This window comes from Candidatus Leptofilum sp. (genome assembly GCF_965223525.1).
Classification (GTDB): Bacteria; Chloroflexota; Anaerolineae; order Promineifilales; family Promineifilaceae; genus Leptofilum.
The window spans coordinates 156,484-175,253 of record NZ_CBDCWX010000005.1 but is presented as its reverse complement, the minus strand read 5'-3'; the positions used below and the strand labels follow the sequence as shown (position 1 = coordinate 175,253).

The 18,770-nt window shown below is 53.1% G+C and carries 17 protein-coding genes; 6 read left to right on the top strand and 11 right to left on the bottom strand.

Going from position 1 to position 18,770, the window contains the following annotated elements:
- Positions 1-47: 47 nt before the first annotated feature.
- The 7 genes from ACOQPM_RS06270 to ACOQPM_RS06240 all read right to left on the bottom strand — a co-directional run bounded on the left by ACOQPM_RS06270 (position 48) and on the right by ACOQPM_RS06240 (position 7,945).
- Positions 48-1,439 (bottom strand): FAD-binding oxidoreductase, encoded by a 1,392-nt coding sequence (locus ACOQPM_RS06270; RefSeq protein ID WP_420628385.1) that lies wholly within the window; start codon positions 1,437-1,439, stop codon positions 48-50.
- A 16-nt stretch (positions 1,440-1,455) separates the two neighbouring features.
- On the bottom strand, positions 1,456-2,049 hold the full coding sequence (locus tag ACOQPM_RS06265; protein ID WP_420628384.1) for a VOC family protein: 594 nt from the start codon (positions 2,047-2,049) through the stop codon (positions 1,456-1,458).
- 60 nt (positions 2,050-2,109) lie between these two features.
- Complete coding sequence (locus ACOQPM_RS06260; protein WP_420628383.1) at positions 2,110-2,763, bottom strand: alpha/beta hydrolase; 654 nt, start codon at positions 2,761-2,763, stop codon at positions 2,110-2,112.
- 144 nt (positions 2,764-2,907) lie between these two features.
- Entirely contained in the window at positions 2,908-3,867 is a 960-nt protein-coding gene (locus tag ACOQPM_RS06255) for a ring-cleaving dioxygenase (protein ID WP_420628382.1), read from the bottom strand.
- Positions 3,868-3,905: 38 nt separating this feature from the next.
- Complete coding sequence (mptB, locus tag ACOQPM_RS06250) at positions 3,906-5,360, bottom strand: polyprenol phosphomannose-dependent alpha 1,6 mannosyltransferase MptB (protein WP_420628381.1); 1,455 nt, start codon at positions 5,358-5,360, stop codon at positions 3,906-3,908.
- A gap of 72 nt (positions 5,361-5,432) precedes the next feature.
- Positions 5,433-6,899, bottom strand: a complete 1,467-nt coding sequence (locus ACOQPM_RS06245) for a GAF domain-containing sensor histidine kinase (protein WP_420628380.1) — start codon at positions 6,897-6,899, stop codon at positions 5,433-5,435.
- Positions 6,900-7,030: 131 nt separating this feature from the next.
- Entirely contained in the window at positions 7,031-7,945 is a 915-nt protein-coding gene (locus tag ACOQPM_RS06240) for a pseudouridine-5'-phosphate glycosidase (protein WP_420628379.1), read from the bottom strand.
- 180 nt (positions 7,946-8,125) lie between these two features.
- Here ACOQPM_RS06240 and ACOQPM_RS06235 point away from each other — a divergent pair, with 180 nt between their 5' ends.
- The 3 genes from ACOQPM_RS06235 to ACOQPM_RS06225 all read left to right on the top strand — a co-directional run bounded on the left by ACOQPM_RS06235 (position 8,126) and on the right by ACOQPM_RS06225 (position 10,451).
- The gene (locus tag ACOQPM_RS06235; RefSeq protein ID WP_420628378.1) at positions 8,126-8,422 is read left to right on the top strand and encodes an isoamylase early set domain-containing protein; all 297 of its coding nucleotides are present in this window, start codon (positions 8,126-8,128) and stop codon (positions 8,420-8,422) included.
- Between the two features lie 173 nt (positions 8,423-8,595).
- Positions 8,596-9,594 (top strand): peptidylprolyl isomerase, encoded by a 999-nt coding sequence (locus ACOQPM_RS06230; RefSeq protein ID WP_420628377.1) that lies wholly within the window; start codon positions 8,596-8,598, stop codon positions 9,592-9,594.
- Positions 9,595-9,653: 59 nt separating this feature from the next.
- On the top strand, positions 9,654-10,451 hold the full coding sequence (locus tag ACOQPM_RS06225; RefSeq protein ID WP_420628376.1) for a hypothetical protein: 798 nt from the start codon (positions 9,654-9,656) through the stop codon (positions 10,449-10,451).
- On the opposite strand, the gene ACOQPM_RS06220 is transcribed toward ACOQPM_RS06225, so the two are convergent.
- From ACOQPM_RS06220 to ACOQPM_RS06205, 4 genes are all read right to left on the bottom strand, one after another.
- Complete coding sequence (locus tag ACOQPM_RS06220) at positions 10,448-12,592, bottom strand: PPC domain-containing protein (RefSeq protein ID WP_420628375.1); 2,145 nt, start codon at positions 12,590-12,592, stop codon at positions 10,448-10,450. The genes ACOQPM_RS06225 and ACOQPM_RS06220 overlap by 4 nt on opposite strands.
- A 152-nt stretch (positions 12,593-12,744) precedes the next feature.
- On the bottom strand, positions 12,745-14,190 hold the full coding sequence (locus ACOQPM_RS06215) for an LCP family protein (RefSeq protein WP_420628374.1): 1,446 nt from the start codon (positions 14,188-14,190) through the stop codon (positions 12,745-12,747).
- A 78-nt stretch (positions 14,191-14,268) separates the two neighbouring features.
- The gene (locus ACOQPM_RS06210; protein WP_420627216.1) at positions 14,269-14,664 is read right to left on the bottom strand and encodes an IS1 family transposase; all 396 of its coding nucleotides are present in this window, start codon (positions 14,662-14,664) and stop codon (positions 14,269-14,271) included.
- A complete protein-coding gene (locus ACOQPM_RS06205) occupies positions 14,661-15,020 on the bottom strand; it encodes a helix-turn-helix domain-containing protein (protein WP_420627217.1) in 360 nt (119 codons plus the stop codon). Before ACOQPM_RS06205 ends, ACOQPM_RS06210 begins: the two co-directional genes overlap by 4 nt.
- Before the next feature lie 188 nt (positions 15,021-15,208).
- On the opposite strand from ACOQPM_RS06205, the gene ACOQPM_RS06200 reads away from it, so the two are divergent.
- The 3 genes from ACOQPM_RS06200 to ACOQPM_RS06190 all read left to right on the top strand — a co-directional run bounded on the left by ACOQPM_RS06200 (position 15,209) and on the right by ACOQPM_RS06190 (position 18,740).
- On the top strand, positions 15,209-17,194 hold the full coding sequence (locus tag ACOQPM_RS06200) for a glycosyltransferase family 39 protein (RefSeq protein ID WP_420628373.1): 1,986 nt from the start codon (positions 15,209-15,211) through the stop codon (positions 17,192-17,194).
- 96 nt (positions 17,195-17,290) lie between these two features.
- Complete coding sequence (locus tag ACOQPM_RS06195; protein WP_420628372.1) at positions 17,291-17,668, top strand: VOC family protein; 378 nt, start codon at positions 17,291-17,293, stop codon at positions 17,666-17,668.
- A gap of 79 nt (positions 17,669-17,747) precedes the next feature.
- On the top strand, positions 17,748-18,740 hold the full coding sequence (locus ACOQPM_RS06190) for a sortase (RefSeq protein WP_420628371.1): 993 nt from the start codon (positions 17,748-17,750) through the stop codon (positions 18,738-18,740).
- The last annotated feature ends 30 nt before the right edge of the window (positions 18,741-18,770 follow it).

The following is an 18,770-nucleotide window of genomic DNA, read 5'->3' as shown; positions in this document are numbered from 1 at the left end:
ATAAGCTGCGGTTTTATATAGGAGGCAAGAGGATAGCGCAAGAAATTTTAAGGCTGGGGGATGATTTTGCCTGGATTGAGGATGTCGTGGGGGTCTAAGGTTTGTTTGAGGTGGCGCATGATCTCTACGGCCGTTTCCCCATGTTCCCGCACCATAAATTTCGCTTTGCCAATACCCACGCCGTGTTCGCCAGTGGCCGTGCCGCCCAGCGCAATGGCTTGCAAAACCACTTCTTCGTTGGCCAGATTGGCCCCCTGGCGGGTGGCTTCATCTGCGTAGGGGATGGCAATGTGCAGATTACCATCCCCGGCATGACCTACCATGAGTTCAGGCAAGTTGCGCTCTTGCAGCGTTTGGCGGGCAAATTTCACCAGTGCCGGGAACTGGCTGATGGGCACGGCCACATCGGCCAACTGCCAGCGATGCCCCACAAAGACGCGCCGCAGCGTCTCGAACATGTGGTGGCGCGTCTGCCACATCTTTTGTCGCTCGGCTGCGTCTGTGGTGGCGACAAAGCGGCCTGCGCCGTGTGCCCGGCACGTTTCTTGAATGAGCGCGAGGTCGAGTTCGGCCGTTTCGGCATGGGCGGCGTGAATTTCCATCAGCAGAGTGGGATTTTCGCCCCAATCCACGTCCTCTTCCCGGCTCAACAATCCCGATGTAGCGGCATCAATAAATTCCAGGGCGGCGATGTCTAGCCCAGAGGCACGCAATTCTACCACGGCGGCAACGGCCGTCTCCACATCGGCAAAGGTGGCTACGGCACTACTCATGATGGCTGACACAGGAGCCAGACGCAGCGTGGCCTGGGTAATGACGCCCAGCGTGCCTTCGCTGCCCACAAACAGATGCAGCATATCGTACCCAGCAGATTGCTTGACGGAGCGTGAGCCTGTTTGGAGGATACGGCCGTCTGCCAAAACCACCTCCATTGCTAAAACATTGTCTTTGGTAGCACCATACTTCACCGTGCGGCTGCCTGCGGCATTATTAGCCAACATGCCGCCAATGGAGGCATTGGCGCCCGGATCGGGCGCGAAAAAGAGACCGTGCGGCCCCAACTGCTGATTCAAATCTTTGTAGCCGAGGCCGGGCTGCACCGTCACCTGAAAATCATCGGCGTGCAGGGCTACAATTTGGTTCATCCGCGCCAGCGAGAGGGTAATGCCGCCAAACAGGGGGATTGGGTTGCCCTCCAGCGAGGAGCCTGCACCCCACGGCGTGACGGGAATGCGATGACGGTGAGCAATTTGTAGCACATCGGCTACCTGCTGGCTGTTGGTTGGCCAGACCACAACCTCGCTTAAGCGTGGCGCGTGTTGCGACATATCCTGGGCATGCTGCTGCCGATCGGCCTCGGTGGTGGAAATTTGATCAGGGGTGAGAACGGCCGTTAATTGTGCCAAAACCTCGTTTGAAACTGGATTGAAATGGGGCATGATTGTCCCTCAATAGTTATCGGCCGTATCGGTACGGGTCTTTTGGGCTGCGGTCATCAGACAAGCTGCTGGTCGTGCGCTGCACCAATATCTCGATGGCATCCGCCAAATGCGCGTCGGTGATGTTGTAGTCGCCGCGCTCGACGCGCAGCTTGTGCGCTAGCAACAGCACTTCGGCATGGCTCACGCCGAGCGGCGGGTCGAATTTGTAGTTTGCCAATTCGTATAGCTGTCCCAATGGGTCACGGAAATAAATGGAGTACATAAAGCCGCGATCTACCTCGCCGCTGTTAGAGATGCCCCGCTCATCCAGTCGCTTTTTCACCTGGGTGTAGGTGGCGCGGGAGACGTTGAAAGCCACGTGATGCAAATTGCCGATTCCCTCTGGGTTGGGCGTAGGGTCTGGCTGGCGGTTTTCATTAGTAAAGATGGTGATGAGACGGCCGTCGCCCGGATCAAAATAGAGATGATTCTCGGCAGGCACGTCCAGGTTGGGCTGCTCAAAAATGAGTGGCATCCCCAAAACGCCCTCCCAAAAATCAATAGATGTTTGCCGATCGGCGCCAATGAGGGTGATGTGGTGTACGCCTTGCGTTTGAATTTTTTGCATGCTTGCCTCCAATTTTGCCACGGATTTCGCGGATTCAACGAAAATCCGTGTAAATCTGCGTTAATCTGTGGCCAATAAATTCTTAACAATCTGTTGGGCGTGGTCTAGCTCATCTTGGATGATGGTGTGGCCCATGCTGGGGTAGATTTTTTTATTGACAGATGCGCCAAGATTGGTAAGGGTAACGGCCGTTTCCTCCACGCGCTCCACCGGAATATGAAAATCCACATCGCTGCAACCAATAAAAATCGGTGTGCCGTCCAGCGCCCCCTCATAATTGCGCGGCGTGCCGGGTGGGCCAATTAGCCCGCCGCTGAACACCAGCAAGCCACCGTACCGGCGCGCATTCCGCGCCACAAACTCGCTGGCCAAACACGCCCCCTGCGAAAACCCACCAATAATGATTTTTTCAGCGGGAATACCTGCCGCTTCGATGTGTGTGATCAAATCAGCAATCGCTTGCAAACCAGAGCTGATTCCCGGCTCGTTTTGTGATAGCGGAGCCAAGAAGCTGTACGGATACCAGGTGTGTCCTCCAGCCTGAGGTGCAAAATAGGCGATTTCTGGGTGTGGCAAATTGATAAATTGAAAAATACTATGAGACGATCCGCCACGGCGATGAACCAAAATCATGGCTGCTTTGGCTTCATCAATCGGTTTGCCGCGCTGTAAGATTGGTTGCCCCTGATGTGGGCCGATTACTTTTGTGGTCATTTGCTTTCTCCTGAAAAAAACCTCCCGCAGGTTCCATCCGCCAGCGGTGTACAAGCACAAACCTACGGGAGGTTGGATGTTTTTATTCACGGTGGAAAAAGAGCATGTGAATCTGCATTCTGTTTTCGCGCTACGAAAGCGCGGCTACGGTGTTGCTTTGGCAATTGGCTTCAGTTTGATTTCAGGTAAACGCGCCTCGATGGCTGGGCGGTGCTGCTCTAGCCAGGGTGGCAGCTTAAGGTGCGTGCCAAGTTCCGCCACTGGCTCATCATAGAGGAAGCCAGGGGCATCGGTGGCAATTTCAAACAGCACACCGCCGGGGGAGCGGAAATAGATCGAGTGAAAATATTGCCGATCCTGTACGGCCGTCACCTGCTGCCCTGCTTGCCGCAGCTTTTGCAAATATTCCAACTGCTCTGCGTCATCCACCGTGCGGAAGGCGACGTGGTGGATAGACCCCGCCCCAAATTGGCCGGATGGCTGGCCGGGACGGCGCAAAATGTCTACGATGATGCCCATGTCGTTGGCCTCGGCCTGGTAGCGGAAGCGGTTGCCCTCTTCGCCCACAAACTGATAGCCCAGCTGCTCGGTGAGCAGCTTGCCGGTTGGCTCTACGGCATCCAGCCAAAGTGTGACGCTGTGAAAGCCGTGCAGGGCCTCTTTTTCACCAATTGGCCCATCGGCCCAATGGCGCAGGGTGGCTGGGGCATTGCTGGTGATCAGCTCCAGCGGCAGCCCATCCGGGTCGGTAAAGGGGAGCACGTCGGCACCAAAGCGAGTCTGGATTTCACCTGTGCTGATATTGTTCTTTTTGAGCCAGCTTTGCCAAAAGCCCATTGCTTCTGGACGGATGGTGTAGGCCATTGCGGCCGTTTCGCCATTGCCACGTCTGCCGCGCCGCATATGCTGCCAGGGAAAGTAAGTCATGATGGTGCCGGGCGTGCCCACTTCATCGCCGTAGTAAAGATGGTAGGTGCCGGGATCGTCAAAGTTGACGGTTTTTTTGACGAGCCGCTGCCCCAGGATGGTGTGGAAAAATTCTACGTTTTTATGCGGATTGCTGGCAACGGCCGTAATGTGGTGTAAGCCCTGTACTGGTTTCATAATTGACTCCTGAATGTTTTGCGTTAAATCGTTTAATGTTAAATCAAATTCTGCTTTGAATTTCTGGTGTTGAAGTAGGCAAGCAAGATCGGCAACAAGAATACAAACGGAATACCGATGAGGTGAGCGGCGAGTTGGCTGCCACCGAGCAGATAGACGCGCAAATGCCCATAAATGAGTACGGAAAGCTGTACGTTGAGTAAAAACCAGAGGCCAGCCTGCAGCCGGAATAATACATGCGCCTCTGCCTGCTCATCTTCCAGCAGCAGCCACAGAAAAGGCCAGGTGCTGTACCAGAGGCGAAAGCTGAGTGCCTGGAGCGTGTAGGCAGCCAGAAAATCGGCAGCAGCTTTGAGGGGAGAACGGCCGTATCGCCATCCCGACCAAAGCAGCCACAATCCCAACAAACCGAACGGTATCCTTAACCAGTTAGCCACGCTTTCAATAAATTCGGGCGTCAACGGCTGCCCTAGCTCGCCTAAAATGAGCAGCAGCAAGGTGCCGGGTGAAAACCCAGGCCCGCCAGAGGATTCTTGCACCAAACGGGTAAGCAAATCCAGTGGGGAACCAAAGGGCAAGAAGCTAAGGAAAACGGCCGTTCCCCCCAACAGCACCCCCCAGCCCAAAACCCGCAATCGGGCTGTATTGTTTTCCAGCTCTCGCCAGATAGCCACAGCAAAAAATGGAATTGGCAACAGCCCAATCGGTTTGGTGAGCGCCCCCAGGAGCAAAAAGAAGAATGTGAACAACGGCCTTTCCTGCCGCCAGAACCAAATCGCCACTAGTTGCCACACCATCATCAGCACGTCGTTGTGGCCGTCCACGACAAACATCAGCAGCAGAGCGGGATTCCACAGCCAGAGCAGCGCGAAGCCGCGCTGTTTGGCGGCATCCGTCTGCGCTAACAGTTGCCAAATGAGCCAGCCGCAGGCCAGATGAGCCAGCAGCCCCACCAGTTTGAAGGCTAATAGCCCTGCCCATAGATTGTTTTGGGTAACGGCCGCTGTGCCCGCCGCCAAAAGTTCCCACAGGGGGCCATACGGCGAGGTGGCATCCGCCCATTCGCCCGCTAGCGGCAGGAATGGATCGTCGGGGAAGGCGTTGGGCGGGGTGGCGTAGGGGCTTTGTTGGTAAACGCTGCTGACGCGCCCACGAATAACATAGCGGTACAGATCGTTGGCGTTGATGGGGTAGGTTTGCAGCAGGGGGATGGCAAAGAGTACGGCCGTTCCCAACAAAAAAAGCAGCGACGGTTTACTCTGTTCCGATTGCACTGCCCGGAACGCTAGCCAATACAGTCCGAATAACGCTAGCAGCAGCAGACCGTATCCCAGACCAGCCCAAAGTGACAGGGCGAAAGAGCGCACATCTTGCAGGGGAACGGTGTTGAAATACGGCCGTAGCGGAAACCACCACCAAAACAGTAAATACCCCGCCAGCGAGGCCGCTGCCAGCCATATTAAATTAGGGAGTTTTGGGGTGAATTTTGTCACAGTGATCAGTAAGTCAGTAAACAGTTTTTGTAATTATAAACTGATTACCGTTTACTGAATACCGTTTACTGATTACGCCGTGACGTGACTGCCGTGCTTGTCGAGGGGAACAACAAGCGTAACCGAGGTGCCATGACCGGGGGCAGATTCCAGCCGCAGCGAGCCGTCAATTCGGTCGGCGCGTTCGCGCATATTGACCATGCCCAGGCTACCGCGTGAGCTGTAATCCTGGTTCACCGCCTGCACGTCGAAGCCGACGCCGTTGTCTTGCACCAGGGCCACAAAAAGATTGTCTTCTTGCCAGAAGCGCACCTGAATTTTGCTGGCGCGTGAATATTTGCGGGCGTTGCCGAGTGCCTCTTCCACAATAGAGAAAACCACACTTTGGGCTTGCTCGTTGAGCAAATCGCCGTGGTCACCACCAATCAGGCGAATGTTCAGGCCGTCGGTTTCTTTGATGCGAGCAATGACGGTTTCTACGGCGGGGCCGAGCCCTTGTGTTTCTAGCACCAACGGCCGTAACGTAAACAACATGCCGCGAATCTCTTTGGAGGTTTGTTTGGCTAGCTCTTCCACCTTTTCCAGTTCGCCTAGTGCCTGTTCCGGGTCGCGGGAGAGCAGGGAGCGGATAAAGTTGATTCGCATAGCAATGGCGGCGATGGTTTGGGTGGGGCCATCGTGCAGGTCGCGGGCTAGCTCTTTGCGTGCTTCCTCATCTGCCTCGATGATGCGCTGCTTTTCAGCCTCCAGCCGCTGGTAAAGCTGGGCATTTTGCAGGGCAATGACGGCCTGGTCAGCCACGCCATTGAATAGCTCAAAATGCTCATTGTCGAACTTTACGGCCGTATCCGAACCAATCACAATCGCCCCAAAAATTTGGAAGCCGGCGCGTAGGGGAATGCAAGCGGCCGTGAGGCATTGATGGAACGCAATAAACTGACGTAATTCCGGGTCTTGCCGAGGATGATCGGTGGTGACGGGCTCTGCCTGTGTGAGTGCAGCCCCAACGATGCCGCGTTTGCCCTGTAGCTGCTTTTCGTAATCAACGGCCGTAAACCGGCGCGTGGCCACCGGAATTAAATCCTCACCGTTGAACAAAAAGACTGCCCCTACCAATGATTGCCGGGGAATCCCCATCTCTTCAATAGCCAGGCTGCATACGTCAAGCGCTTCTTCAACCACGCGCTCAAAGCTGAGCGTGGCGCGCATTACCGAGGCCATTGATTGCAATGATTTGGCGCGGTTATTGGCTGCCCGCAAGTCGTGCAGCTCTGCATCAACCAATTGGGACGTGGTGCGCTGAATCCGGTCTGAGGAACGGTCAATCACGGCATAAGCTAGTACTAAGCCGAGAAGCAGGGTTAGGCCGCCAATGGCCATTGCCGGTAGCCAATCGAAGGAGGTGGTACCAAAAACAATGGAGTACACCACAAAAAAGCTGGCAACCAACACGATGAGAAGCAGCAAAAATATGGCAATAATGAACCAGTTCAGCCGCTGAAATTCTCTTTTGATTTTTGCCGCTAAATTTTTACTCATGGATGATAGTAGTTTTGATAGATTTACAACGGATTGCACGCTGCTGCCCAATTATACAAAAGCCAGCCAAAATAACGATAGAAAGAATCGTTAAAATCGGTGAACTGATGGTACTAATTTGGGTTAAACGCTTATGAGAGCCCCGTTAGAGCCTGAGCAATTGTGGCAGCGGTGTACCCGTTGTTGCGTAACAGGGCGACGTTGGCTTGCAGGCTACGGCCGTTTGTCAGTTCCACCACGCGCCGCAGCAGCCAGGGGGTGGCGGCTGGCCCGTGAATGCCCTGTTCGTCTGCTTCCTGGGTGGCGCGGCTGATGGCCACTTCAACCATCTGCGGATCGCAGGCATCCGCTTCTGGCACCGGAACCGTAACCAGAAGCCCGTTTTGTAGCCCGGTTTGCTGGTGGGCTTGCACGATGCGGGCGACGGCTTCGGGCGTGTCCAGGCGGATGTCTACTGGCAGGCCGCTGCTGCGGGCAAAAAAGGCAGGCAGCTCGTCGGTGCCGTAGCCAATGATGGGTACGCCGTTTGTCTCTAGCACTTCTCGCGTGGCGGGCAAATCTAAGATGGATTTCGCGCCGCTGCTCACCACCGTTACGGGCGTGCGCCCTAGCTCTAGCAAATCGGCGCTGATGTCGAAGGGATGCCCCCGGTGGACGCCGCCGATGCCGCCCGTGGCAAACAAGCGAATTCCGGCTTGGTGGGCCAAGATCATGGTGCCTGCTACGGTGGTAGCCCCATCCTCCTCGTTGCCGATGGCTAGGGGGATGTCTCGGCGGCTGCATTTGCGTACGGCCGTTCCTGCCAAACGCCCCAAATATTCCAGTTGGTCATCCGTGAGGCCGACATGAACTTGTCCCTTGATGATAGCAATGGTGGCGGGCATGGCACCACCCTCGCGCACGGCCGTTTGCATTTTTACGGCCGTTTCCACATTGTCGGGGTAAGGTAGTCCATGGGTAATCACGGTGCTTTCTAAAGCCACAACGGGTTTGTTTTCTGCCAGCGCTGTTGCCACTACTGGCTGAATGACTAAATAATTGTGCATTGATCCTCCTAACTGTCTCATGGTATCTTATAGCTGTAGTTGTTGTTCGTCATACCAGTGAACCTGTACAAGTCAGAACGGCCGTAATTCTAACAACATATCCGTTGTACGCCTGCAAGATGCTCAATATGATTTTCAATATCAACGGTCGGCCACACTAATTTAGGAGTTGAATAGCTTATGCTCAAGAAAAATTATTCAAAAACAGGGAAAACGTGCCGGGTAACCTTTAAGCTCCCCGCAGATGTGGATGCTGAAACAGTGCATCTTTGTGGTGAGTTTAACGAATGGAGCCCCACAGAAAATCCAATGAAGCAGCTAAAAGATGGTAGCTATAGCGTCACCCTTTCGCTAGAGCCGGGACAATCTTACCGGTTTCGGTATTTGTTGGATAGTACACGGTGGGAAAATGATTGGGAGGCAGATGCGTATGTGGCCAATCAGTACGGTTCAGAAGATTCATTGATAACTGTTTGATACATTCCAGATTTCACGGTGCAACATCAAGATGCGCTGTCGGTCAGACAGCGCATTTTTTTGTTTTAGGAGGCAGTGAAATTTTTGTGAGAATCCGTTTGGGGCAGGCGTTGTGAGTTGGCATCCCTTTTGGGCTGGGTATAATCGCCAAAATTTTGTATTTGGAAAACAATATGAAACGAACATTTTGGTTATTTTTGCTGCTGTTTCTGGTGTTGGTGGCTTGTGGGGAAGAACATCCGTTGCCCACGGCCGTTCCCCCAGTTAGCGGCACTGAACAAACAGACGAAACGCTAGCTCCCCCAGTGGTGAGTGATGAGCCGATTGTGCTGCCGACGGAAACGGCCGTTCCCATTACCCCCACGCCTGACACCCCTTTGGCAGCAGTAGTGAATGGCGAGCCGCTGCCATTAGCTCTGTTTGAAGCTGAACTGGTGCGGTATGAGCAGGCCGTAACAGAATTGGGAACAGTATCTGGCGACGAAAGCTACAAAACTGAGGTGTTGAACGCGCTCATCGGGAAGCTGCTCATTCGCCAGGCGGCTGCGGCGCGGGGGATTGTGATAACGGATGAAATGGTGGAGCAGGCGTTGATTGCCTTGCAAGAACGTGCTGGCAGCGCAGAAAATTTTTCAGCCTGGCTAGAAGCCAATCAATATACGGAAGAAGAAATTCGAAACGAAGTGGCATATGGCCTTATTTTAGAACAGATGGTAGCGGCCGTTACAGCCGAGGTTCCCTTTGCTGTGGAGCAAGTTCACGCTCGTTATTTGCAGGTAGATGACCTGAATTTGGCCAACACATTGCTGGCCCAGCTACAAAACGGGGATGATTTTGCCACGCTGGCCCAGATTCATTCGCTGGATCGGGTCACGGGAGAAAATGGGGGCGATTTGGGCTTTTTTGCAGCAGGCACGTTGCTGGTGCCAGAGGTGGAAACCGCTGCCTTTGCCCTAACCGAGCCGGGCAGGGTAAGCGAGGTAATTACGGCCGTCAATGCCGAAGGCATCCCCGTTTATTACCTCGTACAGTTGATTGAGCGCGATCCGGAACGGCCGTTGGACACGCAGGTCCGGGAAATTTTGGTGCAAGGCACAATTGAAACTTGGCTGGATGGCCTTTGGCAAGCTGCGACCATCGAGCGTGTGGTCGAGGTAAGCAGCGGCTCGTAGGCTGCACACTATTCATGGCTACCCAAGGTAGACGACATTCCGGTTGTGCTGGACGCTTGATGAGCCTGGCTGCGGCCTTGCTGCTGCTGCTCTCAGTTGGCATTATTGTCATGATTGCGCTCTTTTTTCTGGCACCTGAGCGGCTGCCGTCTCTTGCTTTTCTAGACAGATTGGGCGAGTCGTTGCCAACAGTAGCTTTGCCACCAGCTTTTGCTCCAGACGAGGAATTGCCAACCGTGGTTGCCGCCATTGAACTGCCCACGGCCACCCCCACAGAAACAGAGCCACCCTTAGCCCCAACCTGGACGCCACCGCCCGCACAGCCCTCCACCACGCCGCTGCCATTCAGCACCCTCAAGCCATCGGTCACGCCATCGCCACTGCCCACGTTCCCCACCAAAACGCCTACGCCTACCTACACGCCCACAGCAACCAACACGCCCACAGTCACGCCACCCGGCCCCACGCCTACGCCTACTGCCACACGGTCTGCCTTCATATTCACCAAAACAGACAACAGCCCATTTTATTTGCAAAATCATGCCAATAATGCGGGCTGTGGTTGGTTGGGAATTGCAGGCGAGGTGCTGGATTTAAACCGGAATCCAGTGGCATTTGGCAGTTACCGGGTGCATGTGTGGGGCAGCGGCATAGATGAGCGGGTGCTGGTGGGCAGTGCCCCGGATTATGGGCCATCTGGCTGGGAGCAGTTTGTTTTCGATTCCCCCGTGACGCGTGATTACAATGTGCAGTTAGAGTCGCCGAGCGGCACGGCCGTTTCCCAAATTTATCGCGTGCAAACCAGACCCAACTGCGACGAAAACCTGCTGCAAATTAACTTTGTTCAAAACCACTAATTTTCGTTGATCTCCAGTGTGTAGCTGGTTGCTTCACCAAAGAATTCGCGTACCACAATGCTCCAGCGCCCTTCAATCATCACGGGGTAAGCGTTCACGGCTTCGCCCTCGCCTGCTTGGGCAGCGTCTATTGACCAAATCTGGTTGCCCGACGGGTCGTAAACAGTAAAGAGTAAATCAGCGCTATCATTGCCCGGGGTTAGCTCAATGTCAATTTCATCCCCATCTTCCGCCTCAAAATACCAAACCACCATTTGATATGGCTGAAGCGTGTCAGAAACGGCCGTGCCAAAATCCAACGTACCAGCCTCCTCTGGCGGCGTGGCTTGGTTGACTTGCAAATCAATTTCATACTGACCCGGTTCCCCAAAAAAGTCCCGAACCAATACCAGATATTGACTATCTTCTGGCAAAGTATAGTTAATAGTTTCAGATTCGCCGGCAAGGAAGCTATCTTCCTCCGCCAAACGCGCCACGTTCGCATCGAGCAGCCAAACATCAAGATCTAAATCAGGCGTAAGTGGATTGACGGTAATAAAGATTTCATCCCCGGCATGGCCCGTAAAGAACCAGGCGTGGGCTTCATTTGCCCGCAAGGTTTCTTGAGCAATCTGCCCAGCGATCAGATCTCCAGCATCATAAAAATTACTCGTCCTATCACCACCCTCATCCAAAGAAAGCGAGTAGCCACCGCCTTCCCCGGCGAAGCTGCGTACCAAAATGTCATATTCACCGGTAAGTGGCAATTCCAAAGCGGCCACTACCTCGGCATCGCCACTGAACCCTTCATCCAGAGCTGCCAAACGTGATCCATCCGGGCCGTAAATATCTAGAATGGCATCAAACTGGTTTTCTGGCGTCAGCACAATGCTAATAACCTCCTGAGCATTGCCCGTGAATGTCCAGATATGTTGTGCGCCGCGGGCCAATGTGCTTTGAATGGTTTGCCCCGGTGACAAACGGCCGCCGCCCCCAAAGAGTGGTTCTTCCGTTAAAACCAGGCTCATGGTGTAACGACCCGTGTCGCCAAAAAATTCACTTACTTCCACCACATACAGGCCGCTATCTTGCAGTAAATTGTCAATCATAATTTCGGTATCGCCCGCGTACCCGTTGTCTATGCGTGTTACCGTTTGCCCTGTGGGGCTGATGAGTGACAGAATGAGATCAATGTCTTTGTTATCTGGGCTAAGGGTGATGTTGGCATAGCGAGAGCCGGGCAAGCTAAACGTCCACACGTCTTTGACGCCTTCACTCAGTTCTCCATTGACCAAATCTTGCTGACCCAAGCTGCCAAGAACGTTGGCAGAGCCATCCTGAATGACAATATCGGCATAAATGTTGTGCAGAATAATGCTGTTGGCCATCTTCTCAAAGGTTGCTTCGTATAGAGGCCATTGCCCATCGGCACTGCTCATAATAAAAAGTGCCTGGGTTTGCTGGCTAAGATTGCCCCCCAGGGCGGTAGAGAATAGATAAATTCGGGTACGCACATTGGTGCCACTGGCGCTAAAAAGCAGTGGTGTCCCTACTAGGTCTAAATAGGATCCTGTTACCATGCCGCCGCTGCCGACGGTGGCGTTTACCGTTGTTGCTTGAGCGATGATTGTTCTTTCTGCCTGGCTGGTAAGGTCTGTTGCCAGGCGGTTGAGCGTGGCCTGGGGGGTGTTGGGGGGGAAATCCAGATGGGTAATGAGACCCGCGACGTACGCGCCGTCGCCAATGTTTTTGTTGCCAAGCAGGCCATCGCCAGTGCGCTGTGAGTCTGCCAACAGTAAGACCGTGATGCCTAGTTCATTGGCGGCAACGGCCGTATCAACCTGACCAGACAAATTGAACCAGCTTGGGGGAGCCATTAACTGTAACCCTGTCGCTGGATTGCCAATTTGTTGCCAACCAGCGTACGCAGCCGAGGTGGGAACGGCCGTTGGCGCAGGGGGTGGCGCGCTGGTGGCCAACGGCTTGGTAGGAATGGGCACTGTAGCAGCCTGTTCACCTAGACTTTCGATGGGAACATCTGTTGTGGCTGTTGGTTGTTCAGCAGTCGGTTGCTCCTGTTCATCTTCGCTGATGGGTTTGCAGGCAATAAGGGTTGCCAACATTAGCCCAAACAACAAACAGGACCAGCTTGGTTTTCGCATGGACAATCCTCCTGTTTTCTCCTCAAACGTGCCCGACTAGGCTTGCTTACTTGCTTACAAATTGCCTAAAAGCCAAGCATTAGCAGCCAGCAGGCGAACACGGCCGTTTCTGGAGAGACAAACAGTGCTACCCAAACATCAGGCAGGCACAGCTATGAGCCAGGTACTCTCCAATCATTGCCGATGATGATCAGGATATCGTAGTCGCCGTCAGGATTGGTGCCGCTACTGACGTTGAGCGGGGGGACGTGCATCAACTGGGTTAGGTAGCGGCTGGTGTTGGGGTATGATCCATAGGTGATAATCTGAGAAGTGAGATACGTTGAGGCGTCTGCATTACCAATTTCAACAACGTTAATGCCAAAAGATTGTAAATATTCCTGGGTAGAGGCCGCCAAGCCAAATTCGGGTGTACCGTTTAGCACAGCCACGCGGGCTTCTTCAGCAGCCATGAGCGCAGGAAGATTTTCAATAACCGGCGTGGGAATGGCCGGGGGGGCAAACAACTGGTCTCGTAGTTGGCGTATATTTTCGCGCACAGGCACAAGCACCTGGCGGCCGTCTGGTGTGGTTTCGTTGTATACATAGTCAAAGTTAAGAACGGCCGTACGAATACTGTCACGAGGAATATCTTGCGCCAGCAAAGCCAACTGAATGGCTTCATCCAGCGTCATATTGGTACGTATATTCTCTTGCGACGTGTGCCACAATTGTGGCGCTTGGGCAATTAGCTGCGTCACGTTATTCAGGTCAAAGACCTGCTGACGCACCGCCAAAATGACAGCCTGTTGACGAGCGGCGCGATCAACATCACCGCCAAAGGTTGCCCGCGTACGGGCATATTTTAATGCTGTTTCACCATCTAAATGTTGTTTGCCTGCTTCAATAGAGAAAGGATCATAACCATAGCACCGATCGGGGTAATTGGGGTCATCAATCGCTTCAAGAACATCAATATCAATACCCCCAATGAGATCAACCACTTCTACAAATGCTTCAAAATTAACGGCAACATAATAGTCAATCGGTACCCCTAATAAGGTTTCAACGGTTTGGACGGCCAACGCTTGGCCGCCACCGGGATATTCATAAATTTCGCCCAGATAATGAGCCTGGTTAATCCGGTCAACCCCAAAATCTGGAATTTCTACCCACAAATCACGCGGTAATGATAAAACGGCCGCAGACAAGCCAACTGGATCAATCGTTAGCACCATCATGCTGTCTGTGTGAGTGGGGCCATCTTCTTCGCACCGCTGGTCAATGCCCAGCAACAAAATCGAGACCCGATTTTTGCCCTCCCACGGCCGAAGAGCATCTGTTGAAAGAATGGGGGCTGGCTCGTTATCAGCAGCGTTATTAGAAGAATCGCTGCTGCTGGGTGCGGGCAATGTTTGCACAGCTGCGGCGCTACTGCTGTTTGGATTGGCAAAATCGGGGTTGATGACTTCTAGAGAAGAAACGGTTGCCTGAACCGTCTGGTACAGCCAAACCGAGCTACCAATAAGCAAAATAATAATTCCCAAACCCAGAAGCGATACAGCCCACAGCGGTAAACGAATTCGGGGAGGGGTGCGACGAGTTGAATTAACTTTCATACTTTTTGTGCGTTTCATGCTAGAAATGCGGGGGCGATTATAGCATATGTAAAAACCAAATAGAAATTTGGGGAGTGGCTAATTCTGTAGGCATACGAACTCAATCACATGTTTCTTGTCAAACGGCCGCATCCGATTGTGCAACTGACGTCGGTTCCAGGCATGAGCAAACGCTTTCACATGACGATTTAACCAAACCAAGCTGCGTGAGAAGCAACGGCTCTTTCTGACTAGTCGAGTGAGATAGTGTCGCAGTTCCGCATTGCCTCCTTCAACTGAGTACGTTTCGCTCTTATCTCTTAGCGATAAATGGTAGCCGCGACGATAAATCAAACTGTCGTACAGAGGGAACTTGTCACTGTAATACTGCTCGGCAGGCGCCTCATCAATCATTTTTTGTGCCACTGCCTGCGTGCGTTGCAAAACGGGCTCAATCCCTAGAAAACAGCGGGTTTGCCGGTCTACAACGGTCATGATGTAGATTTCGTTTTTTTCTCACCGATAAAGGTGAAGAGCTCATCCTGTTCAGCTACTTCCACTGGTTCATTAGGGCCGGGCAAGGTTGATGGCAACTTATCAGCGTATGCTTTAAGCCAATTAGCGACCGACTGTGGCGCAACACCTAGATGTCGTGCTGCCTGACGTTGGCTATTGCCATCCAAGACCAAGCGAATGGCTTGTTGGCGGATGGCAATTGGATGGCCATTTGGCTGAGGCTGGGGTACATATTTACGATTGCAGGCTTTGCATTTGAATACTTGGCTACCAGCCACAGTTTTGCCATTTCTAACTTGAGAATCTGTTCGGTGACAGTGCGGACATTGGTTCATGTGCCTTTTATACCATGCCTTTGTGTTTAGTCACTCCCGAAATTTGAGACTTAATCCGGCGATTAAAATCGCAGCTATGATTACAAAGCCCGCCTGCACGGACTAAAAATCAGTGGAGAGCCTGCACTGATTTTGCAAAGCTGAAGTGTGCAGATTTATTTGCTATTCTTTATAATGCGCCTCTTGTGATGAAACAATACCAAAAATGGCTACCCATTCTGCTCATTTTGTTACTGGCGTTTGGCCTACGCCTATACGCGCTCTCAGAGATTCCACCAGGGCTGACACACGATGAAGCGAATCATGGACGCGAGGCGATTGGCATTTTGCAGGGCGTGTGGCTGTTTGTGTTTCCGCTGAATTATGGCAGCGAACCGCTGTATAGCTACACGGCCGCTGCCAGCATGTGGCTATTTGGGAAGACGCTGTTTGCCTTGCGCTTTGTGAATGTGTTATTTAGCGTTTTTGCTATTGGGGTGAGTTACTTGTGGGTGCGCCGCCGCTTTGATGAGACAACTGCGCTGGTAACGGCCGTTCTCCTTAGTATTACATTTTGGCCTTTGGCGTCGGCACGGGAGGCGCTGCGAGCGGGGATGCTGCCCTTTTTCATGGGAACGGCCGTTTACTTCTTCTGGCTACTTTTAGACAAAAGTGATGGGCAGTCGCGCCGCAGCTGGGGGTGGACGGTAGCATTTGGCGTTTGCGTAGCCATTACCTTGCACATCTATTTGGCAGCGCGAGTGGCCTGGCTGGTTTTCCCCCTCTTTTTGGCGTATTTGGCCTGGCAGCAGCGGGGAATATTCCGGCAAAGCTGGCGATTTGTAATCGCAGGGCTGCTGTTGGCGGGCATACTCGTCACGCCGCTTTTTGTTTATTTGGAGAAAAATCCGTATGCCCTGACGCGGTTAAGCATGTTGGATGCGCCGCTGGAAAATTTGCGTAACGGCAATTTGCTGCCGCTTTGGGAAAATGCAACGGCGGCACTGCTGGCCTTCGTCTGGCCGGGCTTCGGTGACCAATTTTTGGCGTACAACATTCCAGGCCGGCCTGTGTTTGATGCAGTGACGGCCGTTTTCTTTGTACTTGGGTTGGGGATTTGTTTGTGGCGGTGGAAGCGGCCGTCTTATGCTGTTGTGCTGCTGTGGTTTGGCATAGGTATTTTGCCCTCACTCATCACGGGGCCAACGGCCAACACCACCCGCAATTTGGCCGCACTGATTCCTGTTTTTGTGCTGCCAGCCATTGGCTTTGGTACGGTTGTGCAGTGGCTCAAGCCCAAAATCTCAACATTGCCTCGCTGGGTGCTTGGGGTGGGTACGGCCGTTTGGCTGCTGTTTGCTGGCTGGAGTAGCAGTACCGACTACTTCATTACCTGGGCCAATAATCCAGGCGTGCGCGGCGCGTACCAGGTGAACCTCGTGGCAACGCTCGACTATCTGGCAAACGAAAGTTCTACAGAGCCAGTGCTGCTTTCTACCGTTTACCCCGGCCCAGCACACGATCCCTCTATCAATTTAGTGCTGACTGGTGAAGAAGCCAACAAGCGATGGGCCGATGCAAGCTGGGCGCTGGTGGCTCCCGGCGGCCAAAGTAGCCGCGCCATGATTCCCGCTTCCACGCCGCCACATCCGTTTTTTGCCCAATGGCTAGAACCGCGCCAAACGGTTGCCATGCGGCCCGATGATCTAGACCCCAGCTTTACCGATTATTGGCTGGATGCCTCACAGTTGCAGGCGTGGGCGCAGGAGCCTGCGCTGGCCAACTTCAACAACGCCCTTGCCTTGCACCATGCCCAATGGCTCAACTCTGTGACTCCTGGTGGAACGGCCGAATTGCTCCTCATCTGGCGCGTGACCAACCCAGCCAACGCGGGGCCAATTGTGCCGCCCGCCTTTACCACCGATGTGGTCATGTTTACGCAGCTTCTAGATGCGTCTGGGATGCCCTTTGCCCAGCGAGATGCGCTGGATGCGCCATCTTGGGCCTGGCAAGCAGGGGATTTGGTGGCCCAAATTCATCCCATCCCCATTCCAGTGGAAACTACGCTGGGCAGCTACCAAGCCATCGTGGGCATTTACGATCGACTTTCTGGCAACCGCCTACCTGTTTTAGGGGAAGATGGGGAGATAGTGGGGGATTTTACGGCCGTATCTCCATTAGAAATTGGCAATTGAATTAGCTTCTGCTGTATCTGGGGTTTTGCAGACTTAGGTTTGTTTAGCTACAATTCAGAACAAGTGTTCTTTTAAGTGTGTAAACTAGGAGGCGTCATGAGCAAAAATGTTGTTGTGCAAGATCTAAAATTTGCCTTGATTTACGTGGATGAACTTGAGCCATGCCAGGCTTTTTACGAAACTTATTTTGGCTTTGTGCAAACGGCCGAATTTAGACCAGGTGAAATTTATGGAACAATGGGCAATGTTGATTTGTGGATAGGTTCTGGATATAAAGCTGCGAATTCGGACGAAAATAACACAAGAGCCACTGTCATGATAGGTGTTGATTCAGTAGGTAAGCTGTATCGTAGCCTAAAAGCTGACAACCAAAAAATTGTTCAGGATGAACCCATTGAAATGCAACCGGGTGCTTTTTGGCTGCAAGTCGTTGATCCAGCAGGCAACGTACTTGATATTCTCGGTGCTGAATAACTCGGCTTCATTATGAGAATTTTGCGAATTGGACTTTTCTTACTTTACATAGTGTAAACTCTTACGTATCATTGAGCGCATGAGCAACCCGCATCTGCCCGAAAACCTTTCGGTTGAAGAGCTAGAGCAGTTACTTTATCGCAAAAAACATGCCTTGCGTCGCCAACGCCTGCAGCGGTTGAAAAAAGAAGGGCGCGTGGTGGATGTGGCTGGTTTGCCTGCGCCCAATCCGCACCCGCCCATGCTGCCCCGACCGCAGGCTGCCCCCAGCGGTGCCCTGCGCCAATATCAACTTCAGCTAGAGGATGAACCGGAGCCCGCCCCAATAGAAAATGATAATAGTGAAAATGGGAAGGGGGGGAACGGCCGTACCTGGCTCAATCGTCTCCTTTTTTTAGTAGAAGTAGGTGCGGTAGTTGGCTTGGTTGTGGTGTTGCTCAGCTTATGGGGTACTCAGCGAGATCTGAACCAGGAGTTGGCAAATGTGCAGCAATCGCAGGCGGCGGCGTTGACCTTACCCACACCCACGGCGGCTCCCCTCATAGATTTGGTGGTTTTACCAACGGGACATCGGTATATAGACGGCCGTTCCCCTGAACCCATCGAATCTGGCGACATACCGGCCCACCTGCTGCCAGCCATGCAGACCTACAAGCCACCGCCACTGCCCACCCCCAGTCCTGAACAGGCTCGCATTATCGAAATCCCCTCAATTGGCGTTAACGCCCCCATTGTGCCCGGTGTATATGATTGGGAACAACTCAAGCGCGGGGTAGGACACCACATTGGCTCTGCCTTGCCAGGGCAAGATGGCAACATGGTTCTCGCCGCCCACAACGACATCTACGGCGAAATCTTCCGAGACCTCAACAAGCTTTCCCCAGGAGATGAATTCACCATCTCGACGGGCGCACGCAGCTATACCTACATCGTCACTAAAATTGAATTTGTGGAACCAACCGAAGTTGCCGTAATGGCCCCCACCGACCATGCCAGTGCCACCCTCATATCCTGCTATCCGTATCGCATTAACACCCAGCGCATTGTCGTCTTCGCCGATCTAAAAACCTAGTGGCTTTTTATGTTGTCTGGCGGTAACATT